We start from the raw sequence: 25,558 nt of genomic DNA, 5'->3' as shown, positions 1-25,558 counted from the left end.
AAAGTAATTAAAATAAAAAAAAGCTTCGTCAATTTGGCGAAGCTTTTTTTAATATAAGGTAAACTTGAATTAATAATTTATATAAGCCGAGGCTAACCCTTAAATTCAAACTTTGATAGGTTTTAACAATGATTTGGTTTCGGTCTCAAATATATAACAAACGAAAACGTAATAGTCTTAAAATTATATTAAATTTTTCTTTAAGAAATAGTAGCTTATAGTGGAATCTAATTTTAAGAGTGACAATTTGACATTTTAGAAGATTTGGCAGTACTTTTGCAATCCAACAGAAAGAAATAAAATGAAGTTTAAAAATATTTTTAAAAATAAAAGTAATATGACTACGGAAAATACAGAATTCGATCAGGAATTAGATGAATCAACTATAGAGAATAACGCTAATGGAGAGCAATTAATTGTTGAAGAATTAAGTGTTGAGGAGCAGTTAGCCCAGGACTTAGCTAAAGAAAAAGATAAGTTTTTGAGATTATTTGCTGAATTTGAAAATTACAAAAAAAGAACTTCAAAAGAACGTATTGACTTGTTTAAAACTGCTAATCAGGAAGTTTTACTTGCAATGTTGCCTGTTTTGGATGATTTTGACAGAGCTGCTGTGGAAATCAACAAATCTGAAGATGAAAACTTAAAAAAAGGCGTAGAGCTGATTCATGAAAAACTAAAAAGCACTTTAATTGGAAAAGGCTTAGAACAGGTTGAAATTCAGGCTGGCGATGCTTTTAATGCAGATGTAGCTGAGGCAATTACACAAATTCCGGCTCCGTCTGATAAATTGAAAGGGAAAATTGTTGATGTTATTGAAAAAGGATACAAATTAGGAGACAAAATTATTCGTTTTCCTAAAGTTGTTGTTGGAAACTAAAAAATGCAAATAGGAATTTCAGCTCATTTTTGGAATTTGGAATTTTAAAATTTGGGCACAAGCGCTAGCGAACTGGCGAAGCAATTTAAACCTAATTATGAAAAAAGATTTTTACGAAATACTGGGCATTTCAAAAAATGCAGATGCTGCCGAAATTAAAAAAGCATATCGAAAAAGTGCTTTAAAGTATCATCCTGATAAAAATCCAGGTGACAAAGAGGCAGAAGAAAACTTTAAACTTGCGGCAGAGGCTTATGAAGTTTTGAGTGATCCGCAGAAAAAAGCAAAGTATGATCAGTACGGTCATCAGGCATTTGATGGTTCCGGCGGATTTGGAGGTCATGGTGGTATGAATATGGATGACATTTTCAGCCAGTTTGGTGATATCTTTGGAGGCGGATTTGGCGGTTTCGGAGGCGGAGGCGGAGGTCCTCGTCGTGCTAAAGGAAGTAATCTTCGAATTAAGGTAAAACTTACTTTAGAAGAAATAGCAAATGGAGTTGAGAAAAAAGTAAAAGTAAAACGTAAAGTTCAGGCTAAAGGCGTTACTTACAAAACCTGTTCGACTTGTAACGGGCAAGGTCAGGTAATGCGTGTCACAAACACGATTTTAGGAAGAATGCAGTCTGCATCTACTTGTCCTACATGTGGTGGTTCTGGACAAATTCTTGATAAAAGACCTTCTGAAGCGGATGCTCAGGGAATGGTTCAGGAGGACGAGACAGTGTCAATCAAAATTCCTGCAGGGGTTACTGATGGAATGCAGTTGAAAGTGTCTAATAAAGGAAATGATGCTCCCGGAAACAGCATCCCTGGAGATTTAATCGTTGCTATCGAAGAGGTTGAGCACGAATTCTTAAAACGTGAAGGTGAAAATGTTCATTACGACTTGTATATCAGTTTCCCTGAAGCAGTTTTAGGAGTTTCTAAAGATATAGAAGCAATAAATGGAAAAGTGCGTATTAAACTCGAAGAAGGAATCCAATCCGGAAAAATCTTAAGATTAAAAGGAAAAGGTATTCCAAGCTTAAACGGATACGGAAACGGGGATTTATTAGTTCACGTAAACGTATGGACGCCAAAAACGTTGAACAAAGAGCAAAAGCAATTTTTTGAAAATGCTTTAAATAATGAACATTTTGTTCCTAATCCTGAAAAATCAGAAAAATCATTTTTTGAAAAAGTAAAAGATATGTTTTCATAAACTATATTTTATAAACAATAAGTACTTATAAAACCCATTCTACTGTAAATTTAGAATGGGTTTTTTCTTTATTCTGACAAAGATTCAATACGAATTATTTACTTTTACAGGCGCAAAGCCACAATAGTCAAATTGACGCAGAAAATCTAAAAAATCGCATGAGCAACTTACTAGAAGTCCATAAAGTAGTAAAACGATATGGTGACTATGTCGCACTTAATGAAGTTTCATTAAATGTCCCAAAAGGCAGTATTTACGGATTATTAGGTCCAAATGGTGCCGGAAAAACGTCCCTCATCCGAATTATCAATCAAATTACCCTGCCGGATAGCGGTGAAGTTATTCTGGATGGAGAAAAACTACAGCCAAAACATGTGCAGACAATAGGATATCTTCCGGAAGAAAGAGGTTTATACAGTTCGATGAAAGTAGGCGAACAATGTTTGTATCTCGCACAAATGAAAGGGCTTTCTAAAACTGAAGCGAAACAACAGCTTGATTTTTGGTTTGACCGCTTGGGGATTCAGGGTTGGTGGAACAAGAAAATTCAGGAGCTTTCTAAAGGAATGGCACAAAAAATTCAGTTTGTGGTTTGTGTTTTGCATAAACCAAAATTGTTGATTTTTGATGAGCCTTTTTCGGGTTTTGATCCGGTAAACGCTAACGTTATTAAAGACGAGATTCTGGCATTGAAAGAACAGGGTTCTACCATTATTTTTTCGACACACCGAATGGAAAGTGTTGAGGAGCTTTGTGATCATATTGCCTTAATTCATAAATCGAATAAGTTAATAGAGGGAAAGGTTAGTGATGTAAAACGTGAATTTCGAACGAATAGTTTTGAAGTTGGAATACTGACCAATAATGTGGAAGGTTTGATGTATGATATTACTCAGAAGTTTACCGTTTCACCGGCTAATTTTAAATCTTTAAATGAAGATTTGAAATTAAATATTCAGATTGGGAACGCAGCGCCGAACGAATTATTAAATATATTGACTCAACGCGGACAAGTAACACATTTCGTTGAGAAAATCCCCGCTATAAACGATATTTTTATTCAAACTGTAACTGAAAATAAAAATTAAACTCCAAAATTAAATTCCAAATTCCAATTCTAAATGTATTCAATTAAAATCGGGGATTTAAAATTTGAAAATAAATATATATGAGTATAATTTCATTAATTATAAAAAGAGAATTTATTGCCAAAGTCCGTAATAAGTCTTTTGTTGTTATGACTTTTTTGAGTCCGGTATTATTTATAGCAATTGCCGGATTTATTGGTTATCTGAGTTCTATGAAAGCTGAAACCAAAAGAATTGCGATTCATGATGAAACCGGACTTTTTGCTGCTGATTTTTTAAAAGAAAATAAAAAAGGAGCAGAATTTAGATACCTCAATTTATCTGAAATGGATGTAAAAGCTTTAAAAGACAGTATTACAAAAGAAAATTTCAGTGGATTAATTGTTATTCCTAAAACAAAAAATAACAAAGATTTAGAAACTAAAATTGAGTTTATTTCGAATAACAGTCCAAGTATTTCTTTTATAGAAGGCACGCAGAAAATCATCGGAACAAAAATTACCAAACTAAATCTCGAAAGCGCCAAACTAGATACACTGGCAATTCAAAAAGCACAATCAGAAGTTAATATTCATTTAGTTAAAGCTTCGGGAGAAGAAAGTTTGAAAGGCCTGAATGAAATTAAAATCGGAATTGGAGGTGCTTTTGGATATCTGATTATGATGTTTATTATCATTTATGGTAATATGGTAATGCGAAGCGTAATCGAAGAAAAAACAAACCGAATTATCGAAATCATTATTTCATCTGTAAAACCATTTCAGTTAATGATTGGTAAAATTGTAGGGACTTCGCTTGCGGGCTTGTTACAATTTATAATATGGGCTATAATTGGCTTAGGATTGATGTTTGTCGCATCGGCATTTTTTGGAGTCAATGTTGGACCAACTGCAAGAGTTTCTCCTGAATTAATGCAAGCAGCCCAACATGAACTTTCAGGTTCTGCACAAATGTATATCGCTGAATTATGGAATTTACCTATTGCCAGCATTTTAACCGGCTTTATAGTTTATTTTATTGGAGGTTATTTTCTATATAGTTCATTTTACGCAGCCATTGGAGCAGCGGTAGACAATCAGACTGATTCGCAGCAATTTTTGTTGCCCATCATAATGCCATTAATCCTAAGTGTTTATATTGGATTTTTTACAGTTGTAAATGACCCGCAAGGAAGTGTTGCAGTAATTTTTTCAATGATTCCGCTTACGTCGCCAATTGTAATGTTAATGAGGCTTCCTTTTGGAGTGCCCTGGTGGCAAATCGTAATTTCGGTATCATTATTGTTCGCTACATTTTTCCTTGTTGTGTGGTTTGCTGCCAAAATTTACCGCATAGGTATTTTAATGTACGGCAAAAAGCCAACATGGAAAGAATTGTATAAATGGCTTAAGTATTAAAATTCCAAATTACGAAGTATGAGTAGGATACTAATTATAGAAGACGAAGCAGCAATCAGAAGAGTTTTGGTAAAAATTTTATCAGAAGAAAATGATTCGTATCAGGTTGATGAAGCTGAAGATGGTGTTGCGGGACTTGAAAAAATAAAAAACAACGACTACGATTTGGTTTTGTGTGATATCAAAATGCCAAAAATGGATGGTGTTGAGGTTTTGGAAGAAGTAAAAAAAGTAAAACCAGAAATTCCGATGGTCATGATTTCGGGGCATGGCGATATGGAAACTGCGATTCAAACGATGCGTTTAGGAGCTTTTGATTATATTTCAAAACCGCCGGATTTGAACCGCTTACTTAACACCGTTCGTAATGCTTTAGATAAAAAACAATTAGTAGTTGAAAATAAAATTCTGAAGAAAAAAGTCAGCAAAAACTACGAAATGATTGGGGACAGTGATTCTATTAATCATATTAAAGTAATGATTGATAAAGTGGCTCCAACAGAAGCAAGAGTTTTAATTACCGGACCAAACGGAACAGGTAAAGAATTAGTAGCGCATCAGTTACACGAAAAAAGCGAACGTTCTGCTTTTCCTTTAATTGAAGTAAACTGTGCTGCTATTCCGAGTGAATTGATCGAAAGTGAGTTGTTTGGACATGTAAAAGGAGCATTTACATCGGCAGTGAAAGATCGTGCGGGAAAATTTGAAGCGGCTGATAAAGGAACCATTTTTCTGGATGAAATTGGAGATATGAGTCTTTCTGCACAAGCTAAAGTTTTGCGTGCATTACAAGAAAGTATGATTACAAGGGTTGGTGCTGATAAAGACATCAAAGTGGATGTTCGTGTCGTTGCCGCAACCAATAAAGATTTGAAAACAGAAATTGCAGAAGGTCGTTTCCGTGAAGATTTATACCATCGTCTGGCAGTAATTTTAATTAAAGTTCCGCCATTGAATGAAAGACGTGATGATATTCCGGCTTTGATTTCGCATTTTGCAGAAAAAATTGCTTCGGAACAAGGAAACGCAGTGAAAGTATTTTCGGCCTCAGCTATAAAATTATTGCAGGAATACGACTGGACAGGTAATATTCGTGAACTTCGAAATGTGGTTGAAAGACTGATTATTCTGGGAGGAAGCGAAATTTCTGAAACTGACGTGAAAATGTTTGCGAGCAAATAGTGATTTAATTTTTCAATCTGAAATCTAAAATCATAAATCTAAAATTTAGAAATGAAACTAAAAAAAATAAACGAGAAATTACAAGATGCCTTAATTGAGAATGGTTTAACAGAAGCAAACATATTGCAAATGGAAACTTTTTCGACAATTAAAAGCGGTGCAGACTGTATGATAATTTCTCCTGCGGGAACTGGTAAATCGACAACCATTGTATTGAATGTAATTCAGCAGTTAGCAGGTAAAAATGAAGAGTCTCCGCGGGCTTTAATCGTTGTTGAAGACAAAGAAAAAGTTCTGGCAATGGAAGCACTTTTTGAGAAATATGGTAAATATACCAACCTTGAAGTTTATGGAGTTCATGACAAAGGTGATATGGATTATGATAAAAACTACATTTCGACCGGAATTGATGTTTTAATAGGGACCCCAACAAAGTTGAATGATATGTTTAGTACCGCCGGTTACAATGTTAATCGTCTTAAAATGTTTATTCTAGATGATGCTGATCCGATTTTGAAGCTACGTCATGAGCCAAAAATAATGCGGATTTCGAACAGTATCGCTAAAACACAGCGTCTTATTTTTGCAGAGACACTTACGGAACGCATTGAAATTTTAGCTGATAAAATGCTATTGGAACCTTATTTCTTTGATATGGATGAAGAGGGTGAAGAAGAGTTGGACGAAGAAGAGGATCAAATAGAAGAGTAGTAGAGCTTTTACGATATCCATGGAAATGATAAAAACACTTAAATTTTTAATGATTGTACTTTTAGCGTTCTTCGTTGTAATTTATTTGATTATTGTTTCTTATGTGTATTTCAATCAGATAGGAATGATTTTTCAAAATACTGCTCTTCCTAAAGAATATCAATTTGAATATCAGAGTAAATTTGAAGAGTTAAATATTAAGTCATTTGATGGTGTAAATCTTCATGGACTTTTATTTAAAGCAGAACATTCCAAAGGTTTGGTTTTTTATCTTCACGGAAACGCCGGGACACTTGAAACCTGGGGCAGTATTTCTAAAATTTATACTTCATTAGGATATGATATTTTTATTTTGGATTATCGAAGTTTTGGGAAGAGCGAAGGCAAAATAGAAAATGAAGATCAATTAAATAAGGATGTTGCAGCGGTTTATAAAGTAATGAAGCAAAGATATTCAGAAGATAAAATTATCATTACAGGTTATTCTATCGGTTCAGGTCTGGCTACAATTTTGGCTTCAGAAAACAAGCCAAAAGACTTAATTCTGCAATCTCCTTACTTTAGTTTTACAGAATTATCAAGCAGCAGAGTTCCATTTTTTCCTGACTTTATGAAAAAATTTCATTTAGAAACTTTTAGATATTTGCCAAAAGTAAAAGCGCCTGTTTATATTTTTCACGGAACTGACGATCAATTAATTCCTTTTGATAATTCTGTCCGGCTAAAGAACCTTTTAAAATCGAAAGCCAATTTTTATCCTTTGAAGAATCAGGGCCATGTGGGGGTAAATGAGAATGATGATTTTCAAAATCAGCTAAAAATAATTTTATAATAAAGAAAAAAATAATAATAAAATACAATGTCATGGGATTAATGAAAGCATTTTCAGGAAGCGAAGTATTAGCACTTGCTTTGCAGGAAAGATTAGAAGCAGCTGGTGTAGAGACTGTAAAAAAAGATAATATCCAATCAGCAAGATTAGCTGGTTTTGGGCAAACCGATTTAGCTGTTGAAATTTTTATTCAGGAAACCGATTTTGCAAAGGCAAATCCAGTTATTGAAGAATTTAGAATGAGTATCTAAAATTTTTTTTAAGTCTTAGTAATTTATTCAACTTTAAAACTAGGACTAAGGACTAACAACTAAAAAACAATGCAATATAAAATGTTAGTGCTCGACATGGATGATACCTTGTTGACAGATGATCATAAAATTTCAGATTTAAATAAAAAAGTACTTCTGGAAGCTCAGGCAAAAGGTGTTTATGTGGTTTTAGCTTCTGGCCGTCCAACATCTGCTATGACGGCTTTTGCTAAAGAATTAGAACTAGATTTAAACGACTCATATATTATTTCGTTTAACGGAGCTGTAATCAGTACGGTAAAAGATGATGTTATCTTATTTGAACAATGTCTGACGCCGGAACAAATTCATGATTTATACGATTACAGTGTAAAAATGAAAACGCATATTATCACGTATCTGGATGGTGAAATTATAAGTGAAACGGATTCTGAATATATCCAAATAGAAAAAGAAATTACTGGATTGCCGCATAATAAAGTTTCTAATTTTAAAGCAGCCGTTACAAAACCCGCGGTAAAATGCATTTTACTGGAAGAACCTTCTTATTTAAAAGAAGTTGAGAAAGACTTAAAAACAGCAATGCCACATTTGAGTGTTGCTATGTCAAAACCTTTTTTCCTTGAGGCAGCCCAATTCGGAATTGATAAAGCAGCAAGTATAAAAATATTGGCAGAGAAATTGAATATTCATCAAAGCGAAATTATTGCTGTTGGAAATGCAGGAAATGATCTAACCATGATAGAATATGCTGGTTTGGGGGTTTGGGTCGATAATGTAACACCTGAATTGCGAGACAGGGCAAATGTAATTGTAGCGTCAAATAATGATGATGGTGTTGCTGAGGTTGTACAGCGCTATATATTGGTATAAAATACAGTAATCTTAAGCAAAAAAAATCCGAAATTTAGTTTTAAATTTCGGATTTGTATTTTATAAATTCTTGGGAATTATTTTTTAGCTACAGAAACAAAATATTTATTTCCGTCACCCATAGTTAATTTTACACGTTCATCGCAAAGGTCGATTGCGAAACTGTCGCTTTCATAACAGCTGCAGGTGGTGTTTTTGTCTTTAGACATTTCGGTTTTACAGTTGTTATTTTTAAATGTTGCCAATTGCGGAGTATATAAACTTACTAAATCAGTAGAGGCAGTAACAAGCGAAATAATACTAGCAGAATTGGTATTTGTAATTCTGTAAACGATTCTGTCAGTATAATTAACTTCATTAACAACTACTTTTCTGATGTAGGTATAAGCAGTAGATCCTTCTCCAGGCTCTTTAACTTCAAATTTAAATCCTACAGCACGTATGGCTATGTCAAATTTTTGTTGAGAGTTAAAACTGGCCCATGTTGTAAGTGTGCTGATTGTTGGAAACGGATTTGAACTTGCAGCAGGGGCGTTTGTTTGTGCCTGTACACTAAAAAAAGTTAAGAACATTAAGCAGATTGTGGGCAAAAATGCTTTCATATGGTTTTATAAGTTTAAAAATTTGCCTACTCTAAAATGGTTTTCGGCTTTCCCATTGTTTTTTTGAAAATTTTAAAACGTCGTAAATCGAATAATCTTATGTTCAGATTTAATTTTTTTTATCAAATTTCGCTTTGTGAATTTAGGTTTAATATTTATCTCAGCAAAGGAAAATGTAAGAAAAAATTAAATTTATAACTAATTTTATGCATTTAGTCGGATTTATTTGCTTTTTGTCGATTTTTTCTTTCAAATTTGACTTTCCAGCTTTAAACTTTTCTTCCAAAAAATAACATCAATTTGAAGTCTTAAAAAAATAACCTATCCCTTATTTATACAAAATGAATCTCTGTTTCGTTCAATCCGTTGATTTATAATCTATTATTGATTTTATTATAAAGAAATTTGTGTGTAAATTTGCAAGCTCTTCGATTGAAGATGTAAATATAATAATCTTACTACTTAAAACGTAGTGTATTCCTATGGAAAATAGAAAAAAAGTTGCTTTTTATACGCTTGGGTGCAAACTGAATTTTTCAGAGACATCTACAATTGCCAGAAATTTTAATGATGAAGGTTTTGACAGGGTAGATTTTGAAGAAGTTGCGGACATATATGTTATTAATACGTGCTCTGTAACAGAAAATGCTGATAAACAATTTAAACAGGTCGTAAAAAAAGCAATGAAACTTAATGATAAGGCTTTTGTTGCCGCTGTAGGTTGCTATGCGCAATTGAAACCTGAAGAATTAGCAGCTGTAGATGGCGTTGATTTGGTTTTGGGAGCTACTGAAAAATTTAAAATTACCGATTATATTCACGATTTAAGTAAAAACGACATGGGTGAGGTTCATTCATGCGAGATTGCTGAAGCCGATTTTTACGTTGGAAGTTATTCTATTGGAGATCGTACCCGTGCTTTTTTGAAGGTTCAGGATGGCTGTGACTATAAATGTACTTATTGTACGATTCCATTAGCACGAGGAATTTCAAGAAGTGACGCTTTAGAAAATGTATTACAGAATGCAAAAGAAATTTCTGCTCAGGATATTAAAGAAATCGTCCTGACAGGAGTGAATATTGGCGATTACGGAAAAGGAGAATTTGGAAATAAAAAACACGAGCATACTTTCTTAGATTTAGTACAGGCTTTGGATAAAGTGGAAGGAATCGAGCGTTTGCGAATTTCATCAATCGAGCCTAATTTACTAAAAAACGAAACAATTGAGTTCGTATCTAAAAGCCGTACTTTTGTACCGCACTTTCATATTCCGCTGCAATCCGGTAGCAATGATATCTTGAAATTAATGAAGCGCCGCTATTTGCGCGAAGTCTATACAGAACGAGTTAATAAGATTCGTGAAGTAATGCCTCATGCGTGTATTGGCGTTGACGTAATTGTTGGTTTTCCGGGTGAAACAGATGAGCATTTCTTAGAAACATATCATTTTCTTAATGAAATGGATATATCCTATTTACACGTATTTACTTATTCTGAAAGAGATAATACTGAAGCAGCTGACATGCCGGGTGTTGTTCCTGCTAATGTAAGGGCAAAACGAAGTAAAATGCTCCGTGGATTGTCGGTTAAAAAACGCCGCGCTTTTTACGAAAGCCAATTAGGATCTAAAAGAACTGTTTTATTCGAAAGCGAAAACAAAGAAGGCTATATTCATGGCTTTACCGAAAATTATGTAAAAGTAAAAACACCGTGGAATCCTGAATTGGTTAATACTTTACAGGAAATTAATCTCACTAAAATTGATGACGACGGAAGCGTTCGTCTGGAGTTTTTAAACAAATTGGCAGAAGCCTAATTCATAAATGGGTATTTCTCTTTTCCGTTAGAAATGTAAACACAAAAAAGTCCTTGATTAAGGACTTTTTTGTGTTTATAAACTCTTATTTCTCGTTTTCTTCCGAAACCAATTTCAAAGAATTGATATAATCTGAATCAAATTCGATCACTCTTATTTTTTCAGGGTTAAAACTGAGTTCACCTCCAAAAGAGCCTCTGATATCAAGAAAATCAATAGTCAGTATTTCTTCGTTCACTTCAATAAGTTTACCTAAATAAACCGATTTTGGCGATTTTTTTACAATCTGAAAAATACCATATTTAGTACTAATATAATTTAAGATTGTACTCAAATCCTTAATCGGAATAATATCTTCGGCATTTGTTTTTAAACCTTTCAGGCGAATTACTTTTTCATTAAAAACCAGTTCTTCGTCTCTTTCGATTGCCTCGATATTTTTGTTTTTTAAAATCACAAAACCATCAAGTGTAAAATCGATCGGATTGTTTTTAAGTAAAATCCAGTCATCTGAATAATCAATCAGAAACCCGGTAAAGATTTCTTTTTTATCTGTAAATGCAATTGAAATCAATTGTCTTAAATATTGTTCCATCTTATTTTTTTAATTTTCAATTCTTTAAAATTCCAAATTCCAATTCAGAAACTTTATAAACTTAATCTAATTTTGAGTTTGGAATTTGGGGTTTAAAATTTGAAGTTTACGCTGTGCGTGTTAAGGATTAGTAGACCAGATACTGCTGTTTTTTATAAACACCCTGCGATTTAGTTTGAGTTGTGCAATAATTAATTCTGCAATATCCTCAGACTGCATTACTTTTTCAGGATTGCCATCTGTAAGGTTTAAATCTTTTGCCATATCAGTTGCAACAGTACTTGGCGTTAAGGCAGTAACACGAATGTTGTGTTTTCTGAGTTCCTGCATCAAAGAATCGGTTAAGCCCAGAACGGCAAATTTAGATGCACTGTAAGCACTTGTCAGTGCATTTCCGTTTAATCCCGCAGTTGATGAAATATTAATGATATCACCTGTTTGTCTTTCAATCATATTAGGCAAAACAGCACGTGTCGTATAATAAGTTCCCATTAGGTTTACCTGAATAATTTTTTCCCATTCGGCAGGTTCTAACTCCAGAAATTTTCCAAAAGAAGCGATTCCTGCATTGTTGATTAAAATGTCTATGGTTTTAAATTCAGCCAAAGCTTTTTTTACTGCTGTGTTTACAGAATTTATGTCAGCTACGTCTGCTGTTAATGCTAATGACTTAACCCCAAAATTTTCAATTTTTACGGCTAATTGTTCAACATCTAATTGGGTTCTGGAGACTAAAATTACGTTTACACCTTCTTTTGCAAGGGCAATTGCAATCGCTTTTCCAATTCCTTTACCGGCTCCTGTAATGAGCGCATTTTTATTTTTTAAGTTTGTCATGAGTTTTATTTTTTAGAAAATGCAGAAAGCATCTGTTCAGTACTACAAAAATACAGTTTTTGCGTAGCGAAAAGATGCTTTTTCTGTTTTCTTAATCTAAGTTTAACAGCTTTTGTTATTCTTTCAAAACCATGTCAATACACATTACAGCTGCCAGAATTAATTGTCTAAGTGGCGAATCAGCGGCTACTGTTTCTTCAATTTGCAATACATAATTATCGGCACTGGTAAAAAACTCTTTGCCTAATCCTGCCCATTTTTTACTTACCTGAGCCAGCTGTTTGTTTTCGTGTGAGAATTTAAAATCCCAGCCTGTCCATTTTCCCTGAAGGGTTGCAACAGGTTTTTCATTTTTGTCTAATATTTCGAATTTACCTCCAATAGAAAAGAATTTCTGTTTAAAAGTTCCAACTAATCTGTCTTTCTCATCAAATATTTCAACAGTAGAACGAAAAAATGCAATACCACGTTTTACTGAAATCAATTTTTCACCATCAGCGGTAGTAATTTCAACATTAAAAGGTGTCATTCTTTTGTAATCCGTGAAACGTAATATTTTAGTAAAAATGCCTAAACTGTTTTCTCTGCAATGCATGATGATCTGATTATTCGCAGGATCATAAATGTCATAATTGTTTGAGGCTTTAAACATTCCGATATGTTCTTTTACAAGAAATAAATTTTGATTTAAGATTGGGTTCATGAAATTTTGTTTGAAATATAGTTTATATGTTTATTTAATTATTCTAATAAAAATTTAGCCTGAACTGAACTTGAAATCTTTATTTTTTCAAATTCAATATTACTCTCATAATTTACAATCCTATTCCCATATATTTTTGAAGAGTAACCTCTTACTACGACTTCATTTAATTGTCCGGTAAATTGATTTGGCATATTTTCAAAGTTACTTATTTCAATGGCATTTCCAACTTTTTGATTTAAAGGTTTTGAAAAACTTTCAGCAGTCTGTTTTGCATTTAATATCGCCTTCCCGTTTATTAGGAGCTTAATCTTTTCTTCGTCTGTATTTTCTACCTTTTCAATTCGAACGTTTGAAATTCCGATTTCTTCCAGGCTTATAAAAACCTTTGCAGTTATATTAGCATCAGTAACTAAAATAGAATATGATTTTGATTTGAAAATATCAGTTTGTTTCAGAATATAATTATTAAAATTACTGGACATATAATTAAGACTAACGTTTTTTTCTGTATTGATGCCAATTGATTCTAATTTCAGAATCATTTCTTTTTCCATGTCTTCGACAGACTTTTTGCCTTTAAAATCTTTTTCCATTAAAAGCACGTTTATCCATATTTTATTTGGGATGACTAATGTGTCTGCTTTACCTGAAACTTCAATAAAAGGTTTCTCGATTGAAGTTTTGGTTTGAGAAAATGAATTGATTGAAAGAAGTATGGAAAGTGTTAGAAGTACTTTCATAAGACGATATTTAAATGATTAATATTTTGTTATAACTGATTTGAAGTTTATTACTAATCTTCTTTAGTGATAATAACAACAACCCCGTTAATAGCCTGATTTCCGTAAGTTGAAATCGCATCATTACCTTTTAGTACTTTTATTTCTTCAATGTCACTCGGGTTTAGTTTAGAAAATTGTTTGGCGTTTATAATGTCACCATCTAAAATATACAAAGGCTCTTTCAAAAGAGATCGGGAAGGAACGCAGATTCTAATTTGATTAGGCGAAACTGTTGGCTTAACAAAATTTGAAGAAACTTTTATGTCAGAAATAGTGTCTTTAGATTTAATGAAAGTTTTTGGTGCAATTTTCGTTTTTACAAAATTATTTTCATGTTTCCTGGTAACAGTTTTTCCCTGCGCTTTTAATACAAAAGATATAAGCATAGATAGGGCTAATGAAATAAGTTTTACGTTTTTCATGCAGGTAAATTTTAATTTTTAATTTTTTTTAGCTATTTATTCAGAGCAGGTTTCCCAGTTTTAGTTGTGATGATAACAACTCCTTTTCTTCCTTTTTCGCCATATTTTGAAGTAGCTTCAAGATCCTGAAGGATGGTAATGGATTTGATTTCCTGTTTGTTTAAAGGAGCGTAAGGGCTTGTGGGATTTTTTCCGAATAAATCATTTTCCGAATAATAAATCCCGTCAATAATATACAAAGGTTCATCGAGTACAACCAGCGATTCCATGTTTTCCGGACTTAAATTAGGAAGTTCGTCCTGCATCATTTTATCTCTTTTTGAATCATCACTGTGTGCCATAGCATTGCCGTTAAGTACAATCAATGGTGCTGCTTTTTTAGCTTTCTCCTCTTGTTTGTCGGCGAAGGCAGTTTTTGCAGATTCTCTTTGTATTGTTTTTGAATAACCCAAACTTTGATCAGCTTTGTCAGTTTCTGTAAAATCTTCTTCTTTTGAGTCTTCTGTTTCTGCAACTATGGGAGATGGTATAAAAACTGCATTGGGCGTAGTTACAATAACTTCGTTCAAACCTTTTGTTTCCTTATTTACGATATCCTGCTGTTTCTTAATCTGATTTTCTAAAATACGTTTGCCTTCTTCTCCTGAAATTATTTTTGGATCATTTTCAACAGCAAAATTGTCTTTTATTTGGTTGTGAATGGTCTCTTTTTCAGTTTTATTTACAACTGCTTTTGGTGTTTGAATTACAGCATTTTTATCTGCCTTAAAAAATTGAAATCCAAGTGAAAGTAATAGCAGAAAGGAAGCTGCGACTGCAATTTTCTTCCATAAAGCAATGGTTTTTTTGTCTTCTTTTTTATCCAGTTTATCTTCAACGCGTGACCAGATTTTTTCCATTCCCGGAAAATCTTTCTGTTCCGAGTTGTATGCGGCTTCTTTGAATTTATCGAATATTTTATCGTGATTGTCCATGACTATTTTGCTTTTTGATAATACAATTTATTTACTAATTCCCTCAGCTTTGTTTTGGCGGCATTTAATTGCGATTTTGAAGTGCCTTCCGAGATTTTCAGCATTTCGGCTATTTCCTTGTGTCCAAAACCTTCTATGACAAAAAGGTTGAAAACAGTTTTGCAGCCGTCCGGAATGTGGTTTAATAAATTGAGTAAATCTTCTTCTTCTAATGTGCTAATCTCATCTGTAAATGGCTGCGAAAGCACTTTTACATCATCAAGATACATATTGAAATTGGTGCTCTTTTTAATAGTTGCCAAACAGTGATTAACGGTAATTTTTCTGGCCCAGGCTTCAAAAGCTTTTTCTTCTTTGAGCTGGTCTAATTTTGTAAAGATGGTGTAGAAAGCATCGGCAAGAGCTTCTTCAATTTCCTCTTCTTTCTTTAAGTATCGTTTGCAAACGCGATATAATTTTGGAGCCATGTGCTCATAAACCTGACGCTGGGCATCACGGTTCATTTTTTTGCAGTTAGAAATTAGCGTTTCGTTTATCACAATTTTGGTCTTTAATTATAAAGAGAGCGAAAAAGGGAAAAAGGTTGGGACGAGGTAAAAAAAATAAATGGTTATTTGTAGAGATGCACAGCCGTGCGTCTAAAATGCAATTGTTTCTTGTGTTTTTTTGTGAAATTTTTCGTGAATCTTTGTGTTCTAATTTTACCGCAAAGATTCGCAAAGAAATTCGCAAAGGTGCGCAAAATAAATTTTGAAAGTTTTGTGTTTCTCTGTGAAATCTTTTGTGAATCTTTGCGGAAAAGCACTTTCGCAAAGATTCACAAAAGTTACATGAAGATTCGCAAAGTTTTACTTAACTGGTAATGTCAATTTAAAAATCTTCGTTTCTAATAAATCAGTATCATTATCCTCACAAAGCAGAAACTCGATTTTATTATTTTCTTTTTTGTAAAGTGTCAAGCCTTCAAATTTATGGGTTGAAGTGATTTTTTGAGTAAAATCGATTTTCATGGTTTTGAGATCGATTCGGCCAATGAAGCTTCCTAGAACTTCGCCGTCATCGTAAGTTGATTTGGTGTCCTCGGCGGTAGAAAGGAAATAGATTTTGCCTTCGACCAGAATGGCATCGGTAAAACTGGAACGAACACCTTTTATTTTTGGTAATTTGTAATTGACAGAAATCAGCGCAAATTCTTCCCCAAGATTTTTGGCGTGAATCGTAAAAATCGTGTTTTTATTTGAAACTCCGTTGCCACGATTGAATAAGTACCAGTTTTCGCCATCAAAAATAGCACCTTCCAGATTGAAGTCTTCCGGTTTTATATCACCGAAATTTTGCATGAGCGCGTATAAATCAACGAGATTGTTTTTTTGTAAAACGGTTTTCGATTTCAGATCGAATGCAATCATTTTATTTCGGTTTTCGGTAGAACCGGAACCAAAAATATAAAGTGTATCGTTATGATGCGCGATCGATTCAAAATCGGGTTTTATATTTTTCGGAATATTTTGTGTTGGATTGTCAATTAGGGCATGCTGACTTAATTGCTGATTCTGCATGTTGTATTCGTATAAAAATCCGCTGTTGTCGCCAATAACGTAAAGTGAATCATTATTGAAAAATAATCCTGATGCTGAGCCGATTCCGATAATTTGAAATAATATTTCTAATGTGAATTTTTCCATAAAATGATGTTTTGAAAACCAATGCCTAGCCCTGATAGCAATGAAAATACTTTGAAAAGAAAATGCATTTTTTCCTGACAGAACAAAGCGACCAGCGGAAGCTTTGTTATGGCTTTGGAAAAAAGCGGTTTATTGATAAGTATTGTAATGAATAGCAGGAATATGCTTCGTAAAAATAGTATATTTATGTATAAAAAAATTAAAAATGAAAGCAATAGATCCAAAAGATTTTAAAGTTACAGATAAAATAAAATTATCCAGGATTCCAACCTTGCTTGGCATTGAAGCCAGTGATGATGAAAAAGAAGAGAAACTGGATAAGGTACAGGCAAAACTGAGCGATTTGCAGGATGTGATGTATTCGCACAACAGATATGGTGTTTTGATCTGCCTGCAGGGAATGGATACGTCAGGAAAAGACAGTCTGATTCGGGAAGTATTCAAGGAATTTAATCCGCGTGGAGTGGTCGTGCATAGTTTTAAAACCCCTAATTCGAGTGAATTAGAACATGACTATCTGTGGAGACATTATATTGCTTTGCCGGAAAAAGGGAAGTTTGCCATTTTTAACCGTACACATTATGAGAACGTTTTAGTAACGCGTGTGCATCCTGAATATGTTCTGGCAGAGAACTTGCCGGGAATTAATTCGGTAGACGACATTACGCCTAAATTCTGGAAAAAAAGAATTAATCAAATCAATAATTTTGAAAAACACATTACGGAAAACGGAACTATTGTTATGAAGTTTTTTTTGCATTTAAGCAAAGAGGAGCAGAGAGAGCGTTTATTGCGCCGTTTGGAAGAAGAAAAACATCATTGGAAATTTTCACCGGGAGATTTAAAAGAAAGGGAACACTGGAAGGAATACCAAAAATATTATCAAGAGGCAATTAATAAAACTTCGACTGATTACGCGCCATGGTACATAATTCCTGCAGATGACAAGGATATGGCCCGTTATATTGTAGCGAAAATTATCTGGGAAGAAATGCAAAAATATACCGACATTAAAGAACCGGAACTTGATGATAAAGTTAAAGCTAATATTGAAATGTATAAAAAACAATTAGAAGAAAAATAATCAATATTATTACATTTCATTATGAGTAAAAAAACTAAACCCGACAGATTGAGAAAGTCTGTCGGGTTTCACCAAAAAAAAATAAAAATAACTTGAATTTAGTTTTTACAATTCAAAACCATAAGCTATGCGAAGCCCAATTTGATTGGTTTTGAATTTGTTGTAATCTTCATATCTTAAACTCACATCAATATGTTTTCCTGCATATCCAATACTTGGAGCCCATAAAATAGAAGTCTCATTATATCCGTTTGTTACAGCAAAACCAGCACCTATTTCTCCCATCGCATAGAACTGATCTTCCCAGAAGAAAGCTTTGAAACCAGCTTTTGCAGGAATAAATCCTAAATCCGGAGCATCATTACCAACAAATAAATTTGTAAAACCAGTTGTTAATGTTAATGAAGTTCTTTTAGATAAATCGTATTGAAGTCTCACATCACCTCCAAGAGCCCAGTCGTAATCATCACCATCTGTCGGAATTCCAGCGCTCACACCAAATCCTAATTTGAATTTTTGATCGTAGTTTTCAATTTCTGTTGATTGCGCAGATGCTGTTGTTACAGATAACATTGCAATGGCTGCAACAAATAAAATTCGGATGTTTTGTAAATTTTTCATGCTTGTATTTTTTTAATTACTATGATGTAAAATTACTTTTGAGATACTGCTGAGTAGTTATATAATTTTGAAAAATCGTTATATAATGTGGATATGTTAAAATTTTAATATGGCTTTTACTTATGTTAACCCTTTATTTTATTGGGATTTCAGGTTTTTGCATCAAAAATATTTCATAAAGTATATCCTTAGTTTTTGATTAAAATGTTAAAATTATGTAGGTATTTTTTTGCTTATCAAACGAAATTGATTAAAACTGAATATTTGAAGAGAATCAAAAGCATCTGTTTATCTTTGCAGGCTAAAAAATAATGTAAAGTGAATTTAAAGCAATACACAAAAGAGTTCTCATACAATTTAAGGCTTGCGTATCCAGTCATTTTAGGAATGGTAGGGCATAACTTAATTGGTATGGTCGATAATATAATGGTAGGTAAATTAGGAAGTACCGAGCTTGCAGCAGTTTCCTTAGGGAACAGTATGATTTTTATTGCAATGTCTTTAGGGATTGGATTTTCTACAGCTATTACACCTATCGTGGCTGAAGGAGATGCTGAGAAAAATGACACTAAAATTCGTTCTGCATTTCATCATGGCTTGTTTTTGTGTACCATTTTAGGATTAATGCTTTTTGGACTAATTGTTTTGGCAAAACCAATAATGGAAATGCTGCATCAGCCTCAGGAAGTAATTACGCTTGCCAAACCTTATCTGGACTGGGTTGCTTTCTCACTCATTCCGTTAATCATGTACCAGGGTTACAAACAGTTTGCAGACGGACTATCCTTAACTAAATATTCGATGTACGCCATGGTTATGGCAAATGTACTCCACGTAGGTATGAATTATGTTTTGATTTACGGAATCTGGATTTTTCCGAAGATGGGTATTATTGGAGCAGCTATAGGAACTGTAATTTCAAGAATATTTTTGGTGATGTTCATGCACATTATGCTGTCCAGAAGAAATGACCTTAAACATTTCTTTAAAGATTTTAGTTTTGAGGAAATTAAGAAAGAAACAATAAAAAAAATAATTAGTATTGGTTTTCCTTCGGCAATGCAGATGCTTTTTGAAGTAGTATTGTTTACCGCTTCGATCTGGCTGTGCGGAAATATTGGAAGGACCAGCCAGGCGGCTAATCAAATCGCGCTGAGTCTGGCTTCTATGACTTTCATGTTTGCAATGGGTTTAAGTGTTACTTCCATGATTCGCGTGAGTAATCAGAGAGGATTGCAGGATTATAAAAAATTAGTAATTGTGGCACGCTCAATTTTTTTACTGGCAATTATTATAGAAAGTGTTTTTGCCGTCTTGTTTGTGGCTTTCCATCAATTCCTGCCACATATTTTTCTGAATATGGAAAACACGATACAGCTTACTGATAATACTGAAGTTATTGCAATTGCTTCTAAACTATTATTAATTGCAGCAGTTTTTCAGATTTCTGATGGGATTCAAGTAGTCGTGTTGGGGGCATTACGCGGATTGCAGGATGTAAAAATCCCTATGTACATTACATTTGTGGCGTATTGGATCATTGGTTTTCCTGTTTCATATTATTTAGCAGAATATACTCCTATGAAAGCAGCAGGCGTATGGGTCGGACTTTTGGCAGGACTAACTTCAGCTGCACTTTTTCTCTACATTCGCTTTAATTACTTAACCAAAAAATTAATCAAAAATTAAGTTTCAAATAACTACATTTGGAGCTTTAAAAAATAAATTATTATGGAATTACCTAAATTTTTACTTGGAGACAATACTGATTTTCCAGACGATATTTTTATCATACACCTTGATTACCCAAGATTTATTATCAATCTTAAAGATGATGAGGTAGAATTCCTGGAAGAAGCAGAAGATCTTGATGAAGCTGAATTAAATGCAGAAATGGAAGGCTTAATTGAAAAAGCAAATGATTTTTACGACCGTGAAATAAATCGTTACGAAGAGTAGAGACGTACCGCGTTCCTACCATGACCATTTAAAATTTTCTAATGAAAAAAATACGTTTTTTAAAACCCGTTTTAAATTTTATTTTAATCGGATTGCTGATCACTACCTTAAGCAGAATATTTTTATTTTTTATATTTAAGGAAAGGGTTGTCGAAACACCTGATTTCTGGTATATTTTTCCAATCGGCCTGCGAATGGATTTAATTTTGCTTTGTTATTTGTCTTTTCTGCCTGCGGTTTTAATTACCTTTTTGCCTAACAAATGGCTGAAGTTTACCAATTCATTTTTGGTAATTTATAGTTTTATATTTCTGTTTCTGATTCTTTTTGTAGAATTGGCTTCACCGGATTTCGTAAAACAATATGATACACGTCCGAATAAGATTTTCCTTGATTATCTGATTTATCCAAAAGAAGTTGTGGGGATGCTTTTAAAAAGTTATCTGACTTCTATTGTTGTTACTTTCCTGATTTTAGGAGCCGTTATTTATCTGGCATTCAAAAAAGGAAAACAATTTTTCCATACAATCGCCACAGATTATAAGTTCAAATTAATGGTTTTTCCTTTGGTGGCATTTTTATTGTTTTTCGGGGCTCGTTCAAGTCTGACTTCAAAACGTCCTATTAATGCCAGTAATGCAGTTTTTTCAACTGATCAGCTTACCAATACGTTGGGCTTAAATTCTTTTTACACCGTTGCTTTTGCTGCTTATTCGATTAAAAACGAAGGAAATACCAAGATGTACGGTAAAATGGATGAAGCAGAAGCGATTGCCCGTGTAAAGAAATATATGATTGCGGGACCAAATGATTTTACTGATGCAGAGATTCCTTTTCTACATGTACAGCAGCCTGATTCTGTTTTGAAGAAACCATACAATCTGGTTATATTTCTTCAGGAAAGTTTAGGTGCGGAATATGTTGGAATCCTGGGTGGAAAACTATTAACGCCTGAATTTGATAAATTATCTAAAGAGGGTTTGCTGTTCACGAATTTATATTGCACAGGAACAAGAAGTGTTCGCGGAATAGAAGCGGTTGTGACCGGTTTTTTGCCTTCACCATCAGAAAGTGTAGTAAAATTAGGGAATTCCCAACAAGGTTTTTTTACTTTGGCAGATGCCTTAAAGCATAAAGGTTATAATACTAGCTTTATCTATGGCGGAATGGCGAATTTTGATAATATGGCCTCATTTTTTAATGGAAATGGTTTTGAGGATATTGTAGATCAGACAGATTTTGAGTCAGATGGAAATAAATATGCTTTCAAAGGAACATGGGGTTATTCTGATGAAGATTTAGTGACCAAGGCGAATAATTATTTTAAATCAAAAGGAGATAAACCTTTCTTTTCATTAATGTTTTCGACATCCAATCATGAGCCATTTGAATATCCGGCAGGAAGAATCAAACCGTATGACAAAAAGCCTGCAACAGTTAATAATGCAATGAAATATGCTGATTTTTCTATTGGGAAATTCTTCGAAATGGCTAAGAAAGAACCGTATTTTAAAAATACCATTTTCATTGTAATTGCCGATCATAATACCAGGACTTACGGGAAAAATTTAGTGCCTATTAATAAATTTCATATTCCGGCATTTATTATGGGACCGGGAGTTCCAAAAGGAGCTGTTTATGACAGACTGGCAAGTCAGATTGATATTCCGCCAACATTATTAGGATATTTAGGAATTCCGTTTGAAACGCCGATGGTTGGTCGTAATTTGAATAAATTAGATCCAAAAGTGCAAGGAAGATCGATTATGCAGTTTAATGATATCAACGCGTTTAGGGTTGAAAATCAGGTGGTAATTATGCAGCCAAATTTGAAACCCCTGCAATTCGAAATTAAAAATGATACAACATTAGTTCCTGTAAAATTAAACGAAGAATTAGCAAAAGATGCCTTGGCACATGTTATAACTGCCGGCAATTTGTATAAACAAAATAAGTACAAGCTTAGGGATACGAAAAAATAGATTTCAATTTATTTATAAAAAAACTGTTAGGTGTAATTTCATACTTAACAGCTTTTTTTTGTATTAAAATTCAAACGAAAAGGGTAACAAAAAATAATTTAATTGATATATACTAAATTAAAAGGCGTAACCCGAAAAGCCAACGATAGAGTAGGGCAATTAAATTATTTATTATGAAAACTTTACAACAAAAAAGAAAAGTTGAGGTATTAAAAGTGCTGTTAGTTTTTCTCTCTGCCACTTTTTTTATGAGCTGTAACAACGAATCTGTTGAAGATCAAAAACCTGAATTGTCAAACACAGAGCAGCAAAATCAGTCAAATACTAAAAGATATTTACCTCACTACGAAGGGTTTATTGTGGAAAATTGGGGAGCACATAATATTGACTGCAGCCAGCCAGACGGATTTTGTTATTCGGTGGAATACAGATGGATAACTTATGGCTTTGCGAAACCAGACCCTGACGGAACACCAGTAAGTGTTACAAATGAAAAAGGAAATTTTGTGATGGAAATTCAAAAAAGTGCTTTGACTGAAGAACATAAAAAAGTGCTATTACGAAATGGAAGAGTTTATCTAATACCTGAAGGGCAGATTATACAACCGGAATTAGTGAAATCCTTAAAATTTAATTCAGACATTTTAGTTCCTGGTAAATACCCTATTCAAGAAAGTGAAGAAGCTTATACCATTTCGATTAATGTGAAATAATGAATTAAAAAGCAATTTATAAGCTTTTTTTATATTTATTCAATAAAAGCTGAGCGGCTGCAAAAGGTGATATTTCATTATTTTGCACCGCTTTTTTATTTTGTTCCAATAATGAAATAATTTCAGGCTGATTGTAAAAATTTTGTTTCAACTGTTCGTTAATGGTTTCTATCATCCAGAATTGGTTTTGTTCATTTCTTTTTTGCTGAAAAAATCCGGTTTCTTTAGTCATTTCAAAATAATCCAGAATGCTGTTCCAGACATCCGAAATTCCTTCTTTTGTAATAGCACTGCAAGTGGTTGCTTTAGGCAGCCAGTTTGATTTTTTTGGAGGAAATAAATGTAGTGCACGATTAAATTCAGCTTTTGCCTGATTGGCTTTGTAGATGTTATCGCCGTCTGCTTTATTGATAACGATGGCATCTGCCATTTCCATTATGCCTCGTTTAATCCCTTGAAGTTCATCACCAGCACCTGAAATTTTCAATAATAAGAAAAAATCTACCATGCTGTGAACGGCAGTCTCACTTTGGCCAACTCCCACAGTTTCAATAATTATGGTGTCAAAACCTGCTGCTTCACATAAAATAATGGTTTCTCTTGTTTTGCGGGCAACACCACCTAAATTTTCTCCGGAAGCACTCGGACGGATAAAAGCATTTTCGTTTTTTACTAAATTTTCCATTCGGGTTTTATCTCCTAAAATACTGCCGTGAGAAATAGTACTGCTTGGATCAACGGCTAATACGGCAACTTTTTTTCCTAATTCAGTCAAAAAAGTTCCAAAAGCTTCAATGAAAGTGCTTTTTCCGACACCGGGAACACCAGTAATTCCTATTCTAATCGATTTATTAGCATTAGGTAAACATCCTTTAATAACTTCATTTGCTTTTTCAGTATGCTCAGGATTTGTACTTTCTATTAAAGTAATGGCACGACTTAAAACGGTGCGGTTACCGGAAAGGATTCCTGAAATGAGTTCTTCAGCAGATGGCTGCTGCCTGCGTTTGTTCCTGATTTGAATGATAGCCGATGCATTGGTGATTTCGTGAGATGAAATTCCAGCTTTTTCGTTTAAACTGCCGGCCTGCTTATTTGAACTTGACAAAATATTTTTTTTGTATTGTAAAAGTACTGAAAACAAAAACAGTTTCAAAAGCAGAAAATTGCATTAGAAACTGTTTTTTGTTAAAACACGAATTATTACCTCACTTTAATTCGTGCTAATTTTTGGAATCTGTATTTGATTAATATGCTGCAGTAAATCGAACCTGATGGTGTTTTGGAGTTTCGATCTCATCAGCAATTACAACCGCTAAATCTTCTACAGATAAAATACTTCTTTGTTCATCATTAAAAACAGGGTTTTCCAGACCTAAACGGTATTTTCCTGTTCTTCCTGTTTTAGTTCCTGCATGCATTTCAATTGCAGGGCTAAAAAAGGCCCAGTCTAATTCTTTTTCTTCTTTAATCGTTTCTAAATAATGTCTGGCAGCATTGGCACCATCATAAATTTCTTTAGGAAAATCAGGAGTATCAATAAGCTGTACCCCTGGAGCAACATATAAACTTCCAGCACCTCCAATTGTAATAAATCGTTTTACGCCAGATTTTTTAACCGCATCCTGAATTGCTTTTGAACCTTTAATTGAATCTTCATAAATATTCGGATTTGCCCAACCCGGATTAAATGCATTAATAACGGCGTCATGTCCTTTTAAAATTTCAGACAATGCATCTGCATCATAAACATCTGCAGCGATCCAGGTTGCATTTTTAGTGTCTTTTGGTGTTCTTGCGATAGCAGTAATTTCATGCTTTCTGTCTGCTAATTCATTTAAGATAGCTGTTCCAACGAAGCCAGTAGCTCCAATAAGTGCAATTTTCATAGATATATAAATTTATTTAGTAATAAAAAAAGTTACAGTTTTATTTAAAAAAATGTTTTAAAATTGAGCCGAAAATTCTTCCAATGAAATGTCTTCCAATTGTTCACAGACTTTTTGATTCATTTCAGTGTACAAAACATCAAGGTTTTGATTGATTTTTTTTCCAACAGGACAATCCGGATTGGGCTGGTTTTTGGCATAACCTAAACCAATATTCTCAAAAGTCATTTCAAATATTTCTTTTAAACTAATATTCGAAGCTGCTTTTGATAATTTAGTCCCTCCGTTTTTTCCTTCCTTGCTTTCTACAATATGATGCGCTTTTAGGTTTGCTATTTCTTTTCTGACTAAAACAGGATTCAAGTTCATACTTCCTGCAATAAACTCCGATGACAAATAATCATTCGGGAATTTAGTGAGCAAAGTTAAGATGTGAACTGATATAGCAAATTTGCCTGAAATCATACTGTAA

28 protein-coding genes are annotated in these 25,558 nt (G+C 33.6%); 15 read left to right on the top strand and 13 right to left on the bottom strand.

Features of this window, described 5'->3' with window-relative positions; translation table 11 throughout:
• The first annotated feature begins 301 nt into the window (after positions 1–301).
• From P5P89_RS03855 to P5P89_RS03815, 9 genes are all read left to right on the top strand, one after another.
• Positions 302–880: a nucleotide exchange factor GrpE gene (locus P5P89_RS03855; RefSeq protein WP_278010823.1), complete on the top strand. Its 579-nt coding sequence runs from the start codon at positions 302–304 to the stop codon at positions 878–880.
• A gap of 97 nt (positions 881–977) precedes the next feature.
• A complete protein-coding gene (gene dnaJ / locus P5P89_RS03850; protein ID WP_278010822.1) occupies positions 978–2,084 on the top strand; it encodes a molecular chaperone DnaJ in 1,107 nt (368 codons plus the stop codon).
• Positions 2,085–2,242: 158 nt separating this feature from the next.
• Positions 2,243–3,172, top strand: coding sequence for an ABC transporter ATP-binding protein (locus P5P89_RS03845; protein ID WP_278010821.1), 930 nt, complete (start codon positions 2,243–2,245; stop codon positions 3,170–3,172).
• 80 nt (positions 3,173–3,252) lie between these two features.
• Complete coding sequence (locus P5P89_RS03840) at positions 3,253–4,569, top strand: ABC transporter permease (RefSeq protein ID WP_278010820.1); 1,317 nt, start codon at positions 3,253–3,255, stop codon at positions 4,567–4,569.
• An 18-nt stretch (positions 4,570–4,587) separates the two neighbouring features.
• Positions 4,588–5,751 (top strand): sigma-54-dependent transcriptional regulator, encoded by a 1,164-nt coding sequence (locus P5P89_RS03835; protein WP_278010819.1) that lies wholly within the window; start codon positions 4,588–4,590, stop codon positions 5,749–5,751.
• Positions 5,752–5,802: 51 nt separating this feature from the next.
• A complete protein-coding gene (locus P5P89_RS03830) occupies positions 5,803–6,462 on the top strand; it encodes a DEAD/DEAH box helicase (protein ID WP_278010818.1) in 660 nt (219 codons plus the stop codon).
• Positions 6,463–6,511: 49 nt separating this feature from the next.
• Positions 6,512–7,294 carry an alpha/beta hydrolase gene (locus P5P89_RS03825; protein WP_223681808.1) on the top strand — a complete coding sequence of 261 codons (783 nt, stop codon included), beginning with the start codon at positions 6,512–6,514 and terminating at the stop codon, positions 7,292–7,294.
• Positions 7,295–7,326: 32 nt separating this feature from the next.
• Positions 7,327–7,545 (top strand): putative signal transducing protein, encoded by a 219-nt coding sequence (locus P5P89_RS03820; RefSeq protein ID WP_223681806.1) that lies wholly within the window; start codon positions 7,327–7,329, stop codon positions 7,543–7,545.
• Positions 7,546–7,614: 69 nt separating this feature from the next.
• Positions 7,615–8,418, top strand: a complete 804-nt coding sequence (locus P5P89_RS03815) for a Cof-type HAD-IIB family hydrolase (RefSeq protein WP_278010817.1) — start codon at positions 7,615–7,617, stop codon at positions 8,416–8,418.
• Positions 8,419–8,495: 77 nt separating this feature from the next.
• On the opposite strand, the gene P5P89_RS03810 is transcribed toward P5P89_RS03815, so the two are convergent.
• Positions 8,496–9,020, bottom strand: a complete 525-nt coding sequence (locus tag P5P89_RS03810) for a hypothetical protein (protein ID WP_278010816.1) — start codon at positions 9,018–9,020, stop codon at positions 8,496–8,498.
• Between the two features lie 482 nt (positions 9,021–9,502).
• Between P5P89_RS03810 and mtaB the strand changes: the two genes are divergently transcribed.
• Positions 9,503–10,837: a tRNA (N(6)-L-threonylcarbamoyladenosine(37)-C(2))-methylthiotransferase MtaB gene (gene mtaB, locus P5P89_RS03805; protein WP_278010815.1), complete on the top strand. Its 1,335-nt coding sequence runs from the start codon at positions 9,503–9,505 to the stop codon at positions 10,835–10,837.
• 85 nt (positions 10,838–10,922) lie between these two features.
• Here the strand turns inward: mtaB and P5P89_RS03800 are convergent, their stop codons facing one another.
• The 8 genes from P5P89_RS03800 to P5P89_RS03765 form a co-directional block, all read right to left on the bottom strand.
• Complete coding sequence (locus P5P89_RS03800) at positions 10,923–11,432, bottom strand: hypothetical protein (protein ID WP_278010814.1); 510 nt, start codon at positions 11,430–11,432, stop codon at positions 10,923–10,925.
• Positions 11,433–11,552: 120 nt separating this feature from the next.
• Complete coding sequence (locus tag P5P89_RS03795) at positions 11,553–12,269, bottom strand: 3-ketoacyl-ACP reductase (RefSeq protein ID WP_278010813.1); 717 nt, start codon at positions 12,267–12,269, stop codon at positions 11,553–11,555.
• Between the two features lie 115 nt (positions 12,270–12,384).
• Positions 12,385–12,972, bottom strand: a complete 588-nt coding sequence (locus P5P89_RS03790; RefSeq protein ID WP_278010812.1) for an LURP-one-related/scramblase family protein — start codon at positions 12,970–12,972, stop codon at positions 12,385–12,387.
• A 38-nt stretch (positions 12,973–13,010) separates the two neighbouring features.
• Complete coding sequence (locus P5P89_RS03785; protein WP_278010811.1) at positions 13,011–13,715, bottom strand: SIMPL domain-containing protein; 705 nt, start codon at positions 13,713–13,715, stop codon at positions 13,011–13,013.
• A gap of 53 nt (positions 13,716–13,768) precedes the next feature.
• Positions 13,769–14,179 carry a TonB-dependent receptor gene (locus P5P89_RS03780; protein WP_278010810.1) on the bottom strand — a complete coding sequence of 137 codons (411 nt, stop codon included), beginning with the start codon at positions 14,177–14,179 and terminating at the stop codon, positions 13,769–13,771.
• A 32-nt stretch (positions 14,180–14,211) separates the two neighbouring features.
• A complete protein-coding gene (locus tag P5P89_RS03775) occupies positions 14,212–15,153 on the bottom strand; it encodes a hypothetical protein (protein ID WP_278010809.1) in 942 nt (313 codons plus the stop codon).
• A gap of 2 nt (positions 15,154–15,155) precedes the next feature.
• Entirely contained in the window at positions 15,156–15,656 is a 501-nt protein-coding gene (locus tag P5P89_RS03770; RefSeq protein WP_278010808.1) for an RNA polymerase sigma factor, read from the bottom strand.
• Positions 15,657–16,001: 345 nt separating this feature from the next.
• A complete protein-coding gene (locus tag P5P89_RS03765) occupies positions 16,002–16,838 on the bottom strand; it encodes a DUF6929 family protein (protein ID WP_278010807.1) in 837 nt (278 codons plus the stop codon).
• Positions 16,839–17,043: 205 nt separating this feature from the next.
• Between P5P89_RS03765 and P5P89_RS03760 the strand changes: the two genes are divergently transcribed.
• Complete coding sequence (locus P5P89_RS03760) at positions 17,044–17,922, top strand: PPK2 family polyphosphate kinase (RefSeq protein ID WP_278010806.1); 879 nt, start codon at positions 17,044–17,046, stop codon at positions 17,920–17,922.
• Between the two features lie 105 nt (positions 17,923–18,027).
• Here the strand turns inward: P5P89_RS03760 and P5P89_RS03755 are convergent, their stop codons facing one another.
• Positions 18,028–18,543 carry a hypothetical protein gene (locus tag P5P89_RS03755; RefSeq protein WP_278010805.1) on the bottom strand — a complete coding sequence of 172 codons (516 nt, stop codon included), beginning with the start codon at positions 18,541–18,543 and terminating at the stop codon, positions 18,028–18,030.
• Between the two features lie 318 nt (positions 18,544–18,861).
• Between P5P89_RS03755 and P5P89_RS03750 the strand changes: the two genes are divergently transcribed.
• The 4 genes from P5P89_RS03750 to P5P89_RS03735 all read left to right on the top strand — a co-directional run bounded on the left by P5P89_RS03750 (position 18,862) and on the right by P5P89_RS03735 (position 23,197).
• Positions 18,862–20,232 (top strand): MATE family efflux transporter, encoded by a 1,371-nt coding sequence (locus P5P89_RS03750; protein WP_278010804.1) that lies wholly within the window; start codon positions 18,862–18,864, stop codon positions 20,230–20,232.
• Positions 20,233–20,274: 42 nt separating this feature from the next.
• A complete protein-coding gene (locus P5P89_RS03745) occupies positions 20,275–20,502 on the top strand; it encodes a hypothetical protein (protein ID WP_026984926.1) in 228 nt (75 codons plus the stop codon).
• 41 nt (positions 20,503–20,543) lie between these two features.
• Positions 20,544–22,484, top strand: a complete 1,941-nt coding sequence (locus P5P89_RS03740; protein WP_278010803.1) for an LTA synthase family protein — start codon at positions 20,544–20,546, stop codon at positions 22,482–22,484.
• Positions 22,485–22,657: 173 nt separating this feature from the next.
• Positions 22,658–23,197, top strand: coding sequence for a hypothetical protein (locus P5P89_RS03735; RefSeq protein ID WP_278010802.1), 540 nt, complete (start codon positions 22,658–22,660; stop codon positions 23,195–23,197).
• 16 nt (positions 23,198–23,213) lie between these two features.
• Here P5P89_RS03735 and meaB read toward each other — a convergent pair whose 3' ends face one another.
• The 3 genes from meaB to P5P89_RS03720 form a co-directional block, all read right to left on the bottom strand.
• Complete coding sequence (meaB, locus tag P5P89_RS03730; RefSeq protein WP_278010801.1) at positions 23,214–24,305, bottom strand: methylmalonyl Co-A mutase-associated GTPase MeaB; 1,092 nt, start codon at positions 24,303–24,305, stop codon at positions 23,214–23,216.
• A 139-nt stretch (positions 24,306–24,444) separates the two neighbouring features.
• The gene (locus P5P89_RS03725; protein ID WP_278010800.1) at positions 24,445–25,086 is read right to left on the bottom strand and encodes an NAD(P)-dependent oxidoreductase; all 642 of its coding nucleotides are present in this window, start codon (positions 25,084–25,086) and stop codon (positions 24,445–24,447) included.
• 57 nt (positions 25,087–25,143) lie between these two features.
• Positions 25,144–25,551 (bottom strand): RrF2 family transcriptional regulator, encoded by a 408-nt coding sequence (locus P5P89_RS03720; RefSeq protein ID WP_278010799.1) that lies wholly within the window; start codon positions 25,549–25,551, stop codon positions 25,144–25,146.
• Positions 25,552–25,558: the final 7 nt, after the last annotated feature.

The sequence above is a fragment of the Flavobacterium gyeonganense genome, assembly GCF_029625295.1.
GTDB classification, from domain to species: Bacteria; Bacteroidota; Bacteroidia; order Flavobacteriales; family Flavobacteriaceae; genus Flavobacterium; species Flavobacterium gyeonganense.
The sequence above is the reverse complement of the archived record's forward strand: the minus strand, read 5'-3'. Positions and strand labels throughout refer to the sequence as shown.

What these genes read in the sequence shown, in the direction of transcription:
- P5P89_RS03785 (WP_278010811.1), bottom strand. Translation starts at nt 13,715, where the DNA reads ATGAAAGTACTTCTAACACTTTCCATACTTCTTTCAATCAATTCATTT.
- P5P89_RS03810 (WP_278010816.1), bottom strand. Translation starts at nt 9,020, where the DNA reads ATGAAAGCATTTTTGCCCACAATCTGCTTAATGTTCTTAACTTTTTTT.
- P5P89_RS03770 (WP_278010808.1), bottom strand. Translation starts at nt 15,656, where the DNA reads ATGAACCGTGATGCCCAGCGTCAGGTTTATGAGCACATGGCTCCAAAA.
- P5P89_RS03855 (WP_278010823.1), top strand. Translation starts at nt 302, where the DNA reads ATGAAGTTTAAAAATATTTTTAAAAATAAAAGTAATATGACTACGGAA.
- P5P89_RS03820 (WP_223681806.1), top strand. Translation starts at nt 7,327, where the DNA reads ATGGGATTAATGAAAGCATTTTCAGGAAGCGAAGTATTAGCACTTGCT.
- P5P89_RS03735 (WP_278010802.1), top strand. Translation starts at nt 22,658, where the DNA reads ATGAAAACTTTACAACAAAAAAGAAAAGTTGAGGTATTAAAAGTGCTG.
- P5P89_RS03825 (WP_223681808.1), top strand. Translation starts at nt 6,512, where the DNA reads ATGATTGTACTTTTAGCGTTCTTCGTTGTAATTTATTTGATTATTGTT.
- P5P89_RS03755 (WP_278010805.1), bottom strand. Translation starts at nt 18,543, where the DNA reads ATGAAAAATTTACAAAACATCCGAATTTTATTTGTTGCAGCCATTGCA.
- dnaJ (WP_278010822.1), top strand. Translation starts at nt 978, where the DNA reads ATGAAAAAAGATTTTTACGAAATACTGGGCATTTCAAAAAATGCAGAT.
- P5P89_RS03765 (WP_278010807.1), bottom strand. Translation starts at nt 16,838, where the DNA reads ATGGAAAAATTCACATTAGAAATATTATTTCAAATTATCGGAATCGGC.
- P5P89_RS03760 (WP_278010806.1), top strand. Translation starts at nt 17,044, where the DNA reads ATGAAAGCAATAGATCCAAAAGATTTTAAAGTTACAGATAAAATAAAA.
- P5P89_RS03780 (WP_278010810.1), bottom strand. Translation starts at nt 14,179, where the DNA reads ATGAAAAACGTAAAACTTATTTCATTAGCCCTATCTATGCTTATATCT.
- P5P89_RS03790 (WP_278010812.1), bottom strand. Translation starts at nt 12,972, where the DNA reads ATGAACCCAATCTTAAATCAAAATTTATTTCTTGTAAAAGAACATATC.
- P5P89_RS03795 (WP_278010813.1), bottom strand. Translation starts at nt 12,269, where the DNA reads ATGACAAACTTAAAAAATAAAAATGCGCTCATTACAGGAGCCGGTAAA.
- P5P89_RS03745 (WP_026984926.1), top strand. Translation starts at nt 20,275, where the DNA reads ATGGAATTACCTAAATTTTTACTTGGAGACAATACTGATTTTCCAGAC.
- P5P89_RS03840 (WP_278010820.1), top strand. Translation starts at nt 3,253, where the DNA reads ATGAGTATAATTTCATTAATTATAAAAAGAGAATTTATTGCCAAAGTC.
- P5P89_RS03720 (WP_278010799.1), bottom strand. Translation starts at nt 25,551, where the DNA reads ATGATTTCAGGCAAATTTGCTATATCAGTTCACATCTTAACTTTGCTC.
- P5P89_RS03800 (WP_278010814.1), bottom strand. Translation starts at nt 11,432, where the DNA reads ATGGAACAATATTTAAGACAATTGATTTCAATTGCATTTACAGATAAA.
- P5P89_RS03740 (WP_278010803.1), top strand. Translation starts at nt 20,544, where the DNA reads ATGAAAAAAATACGTTTTTTAAAACCCGTTTTAAATTTTATTTTAATC.
- P5P89_RS03815 (WP_278010817.1), top strand. Translation starts at nt 7,615, where the DNA reads ATGCAATATAAAATGTTAGTGCTCGACATGGATGATACCTTGTTGACA.
- P5P89_RS03830 (WP_278010818.1), top strand. Translation starts at nt 5,803, where the DNA reads ATGAAACTAAAAAAAATAAACGAGAAATTACAAGATGCCTTAATTGAG.
- P5P89_RS03775 (WP_278010809.1), bottom strand. Translation starts at nt 15,153, where the DNA reads ATGGACAATCACGATAAAATATTCGATAAATTCAAAGAAGCCGCATAC.
- P5P89_RS03835 (WP_278010819.1), top strand. Translation starts at nt 4,588, where the DNA reads ATGAGTAGGATACTAATTATAGAAGACGAAGCAGCAATCAGAAGAGTT.
- mtaB (WP_278010815.1), top strand. Translation starts at nt 9,503, where the DNA reads ATGGAAAATAGAAAAAAAGTTGCTTTTTATACGCTTGGGTGCAAACTG.
- P5P89_RS03845 (WP_278010821.1), top strand. Translation starts at nt 2,243, where the DNA reads ATGAGCAACTTACTAGAAGTCCATAAAGTAGTAAAACGATATGGTGAC.
- P5P89_RS03725 (WP_278010800.1), bottom strand. Translation starts at nt 25,086, where the DNA reads ATGAAAATTGCACTTATTGGAGCTACTGGCTTCGTTGGAACAGCTATC.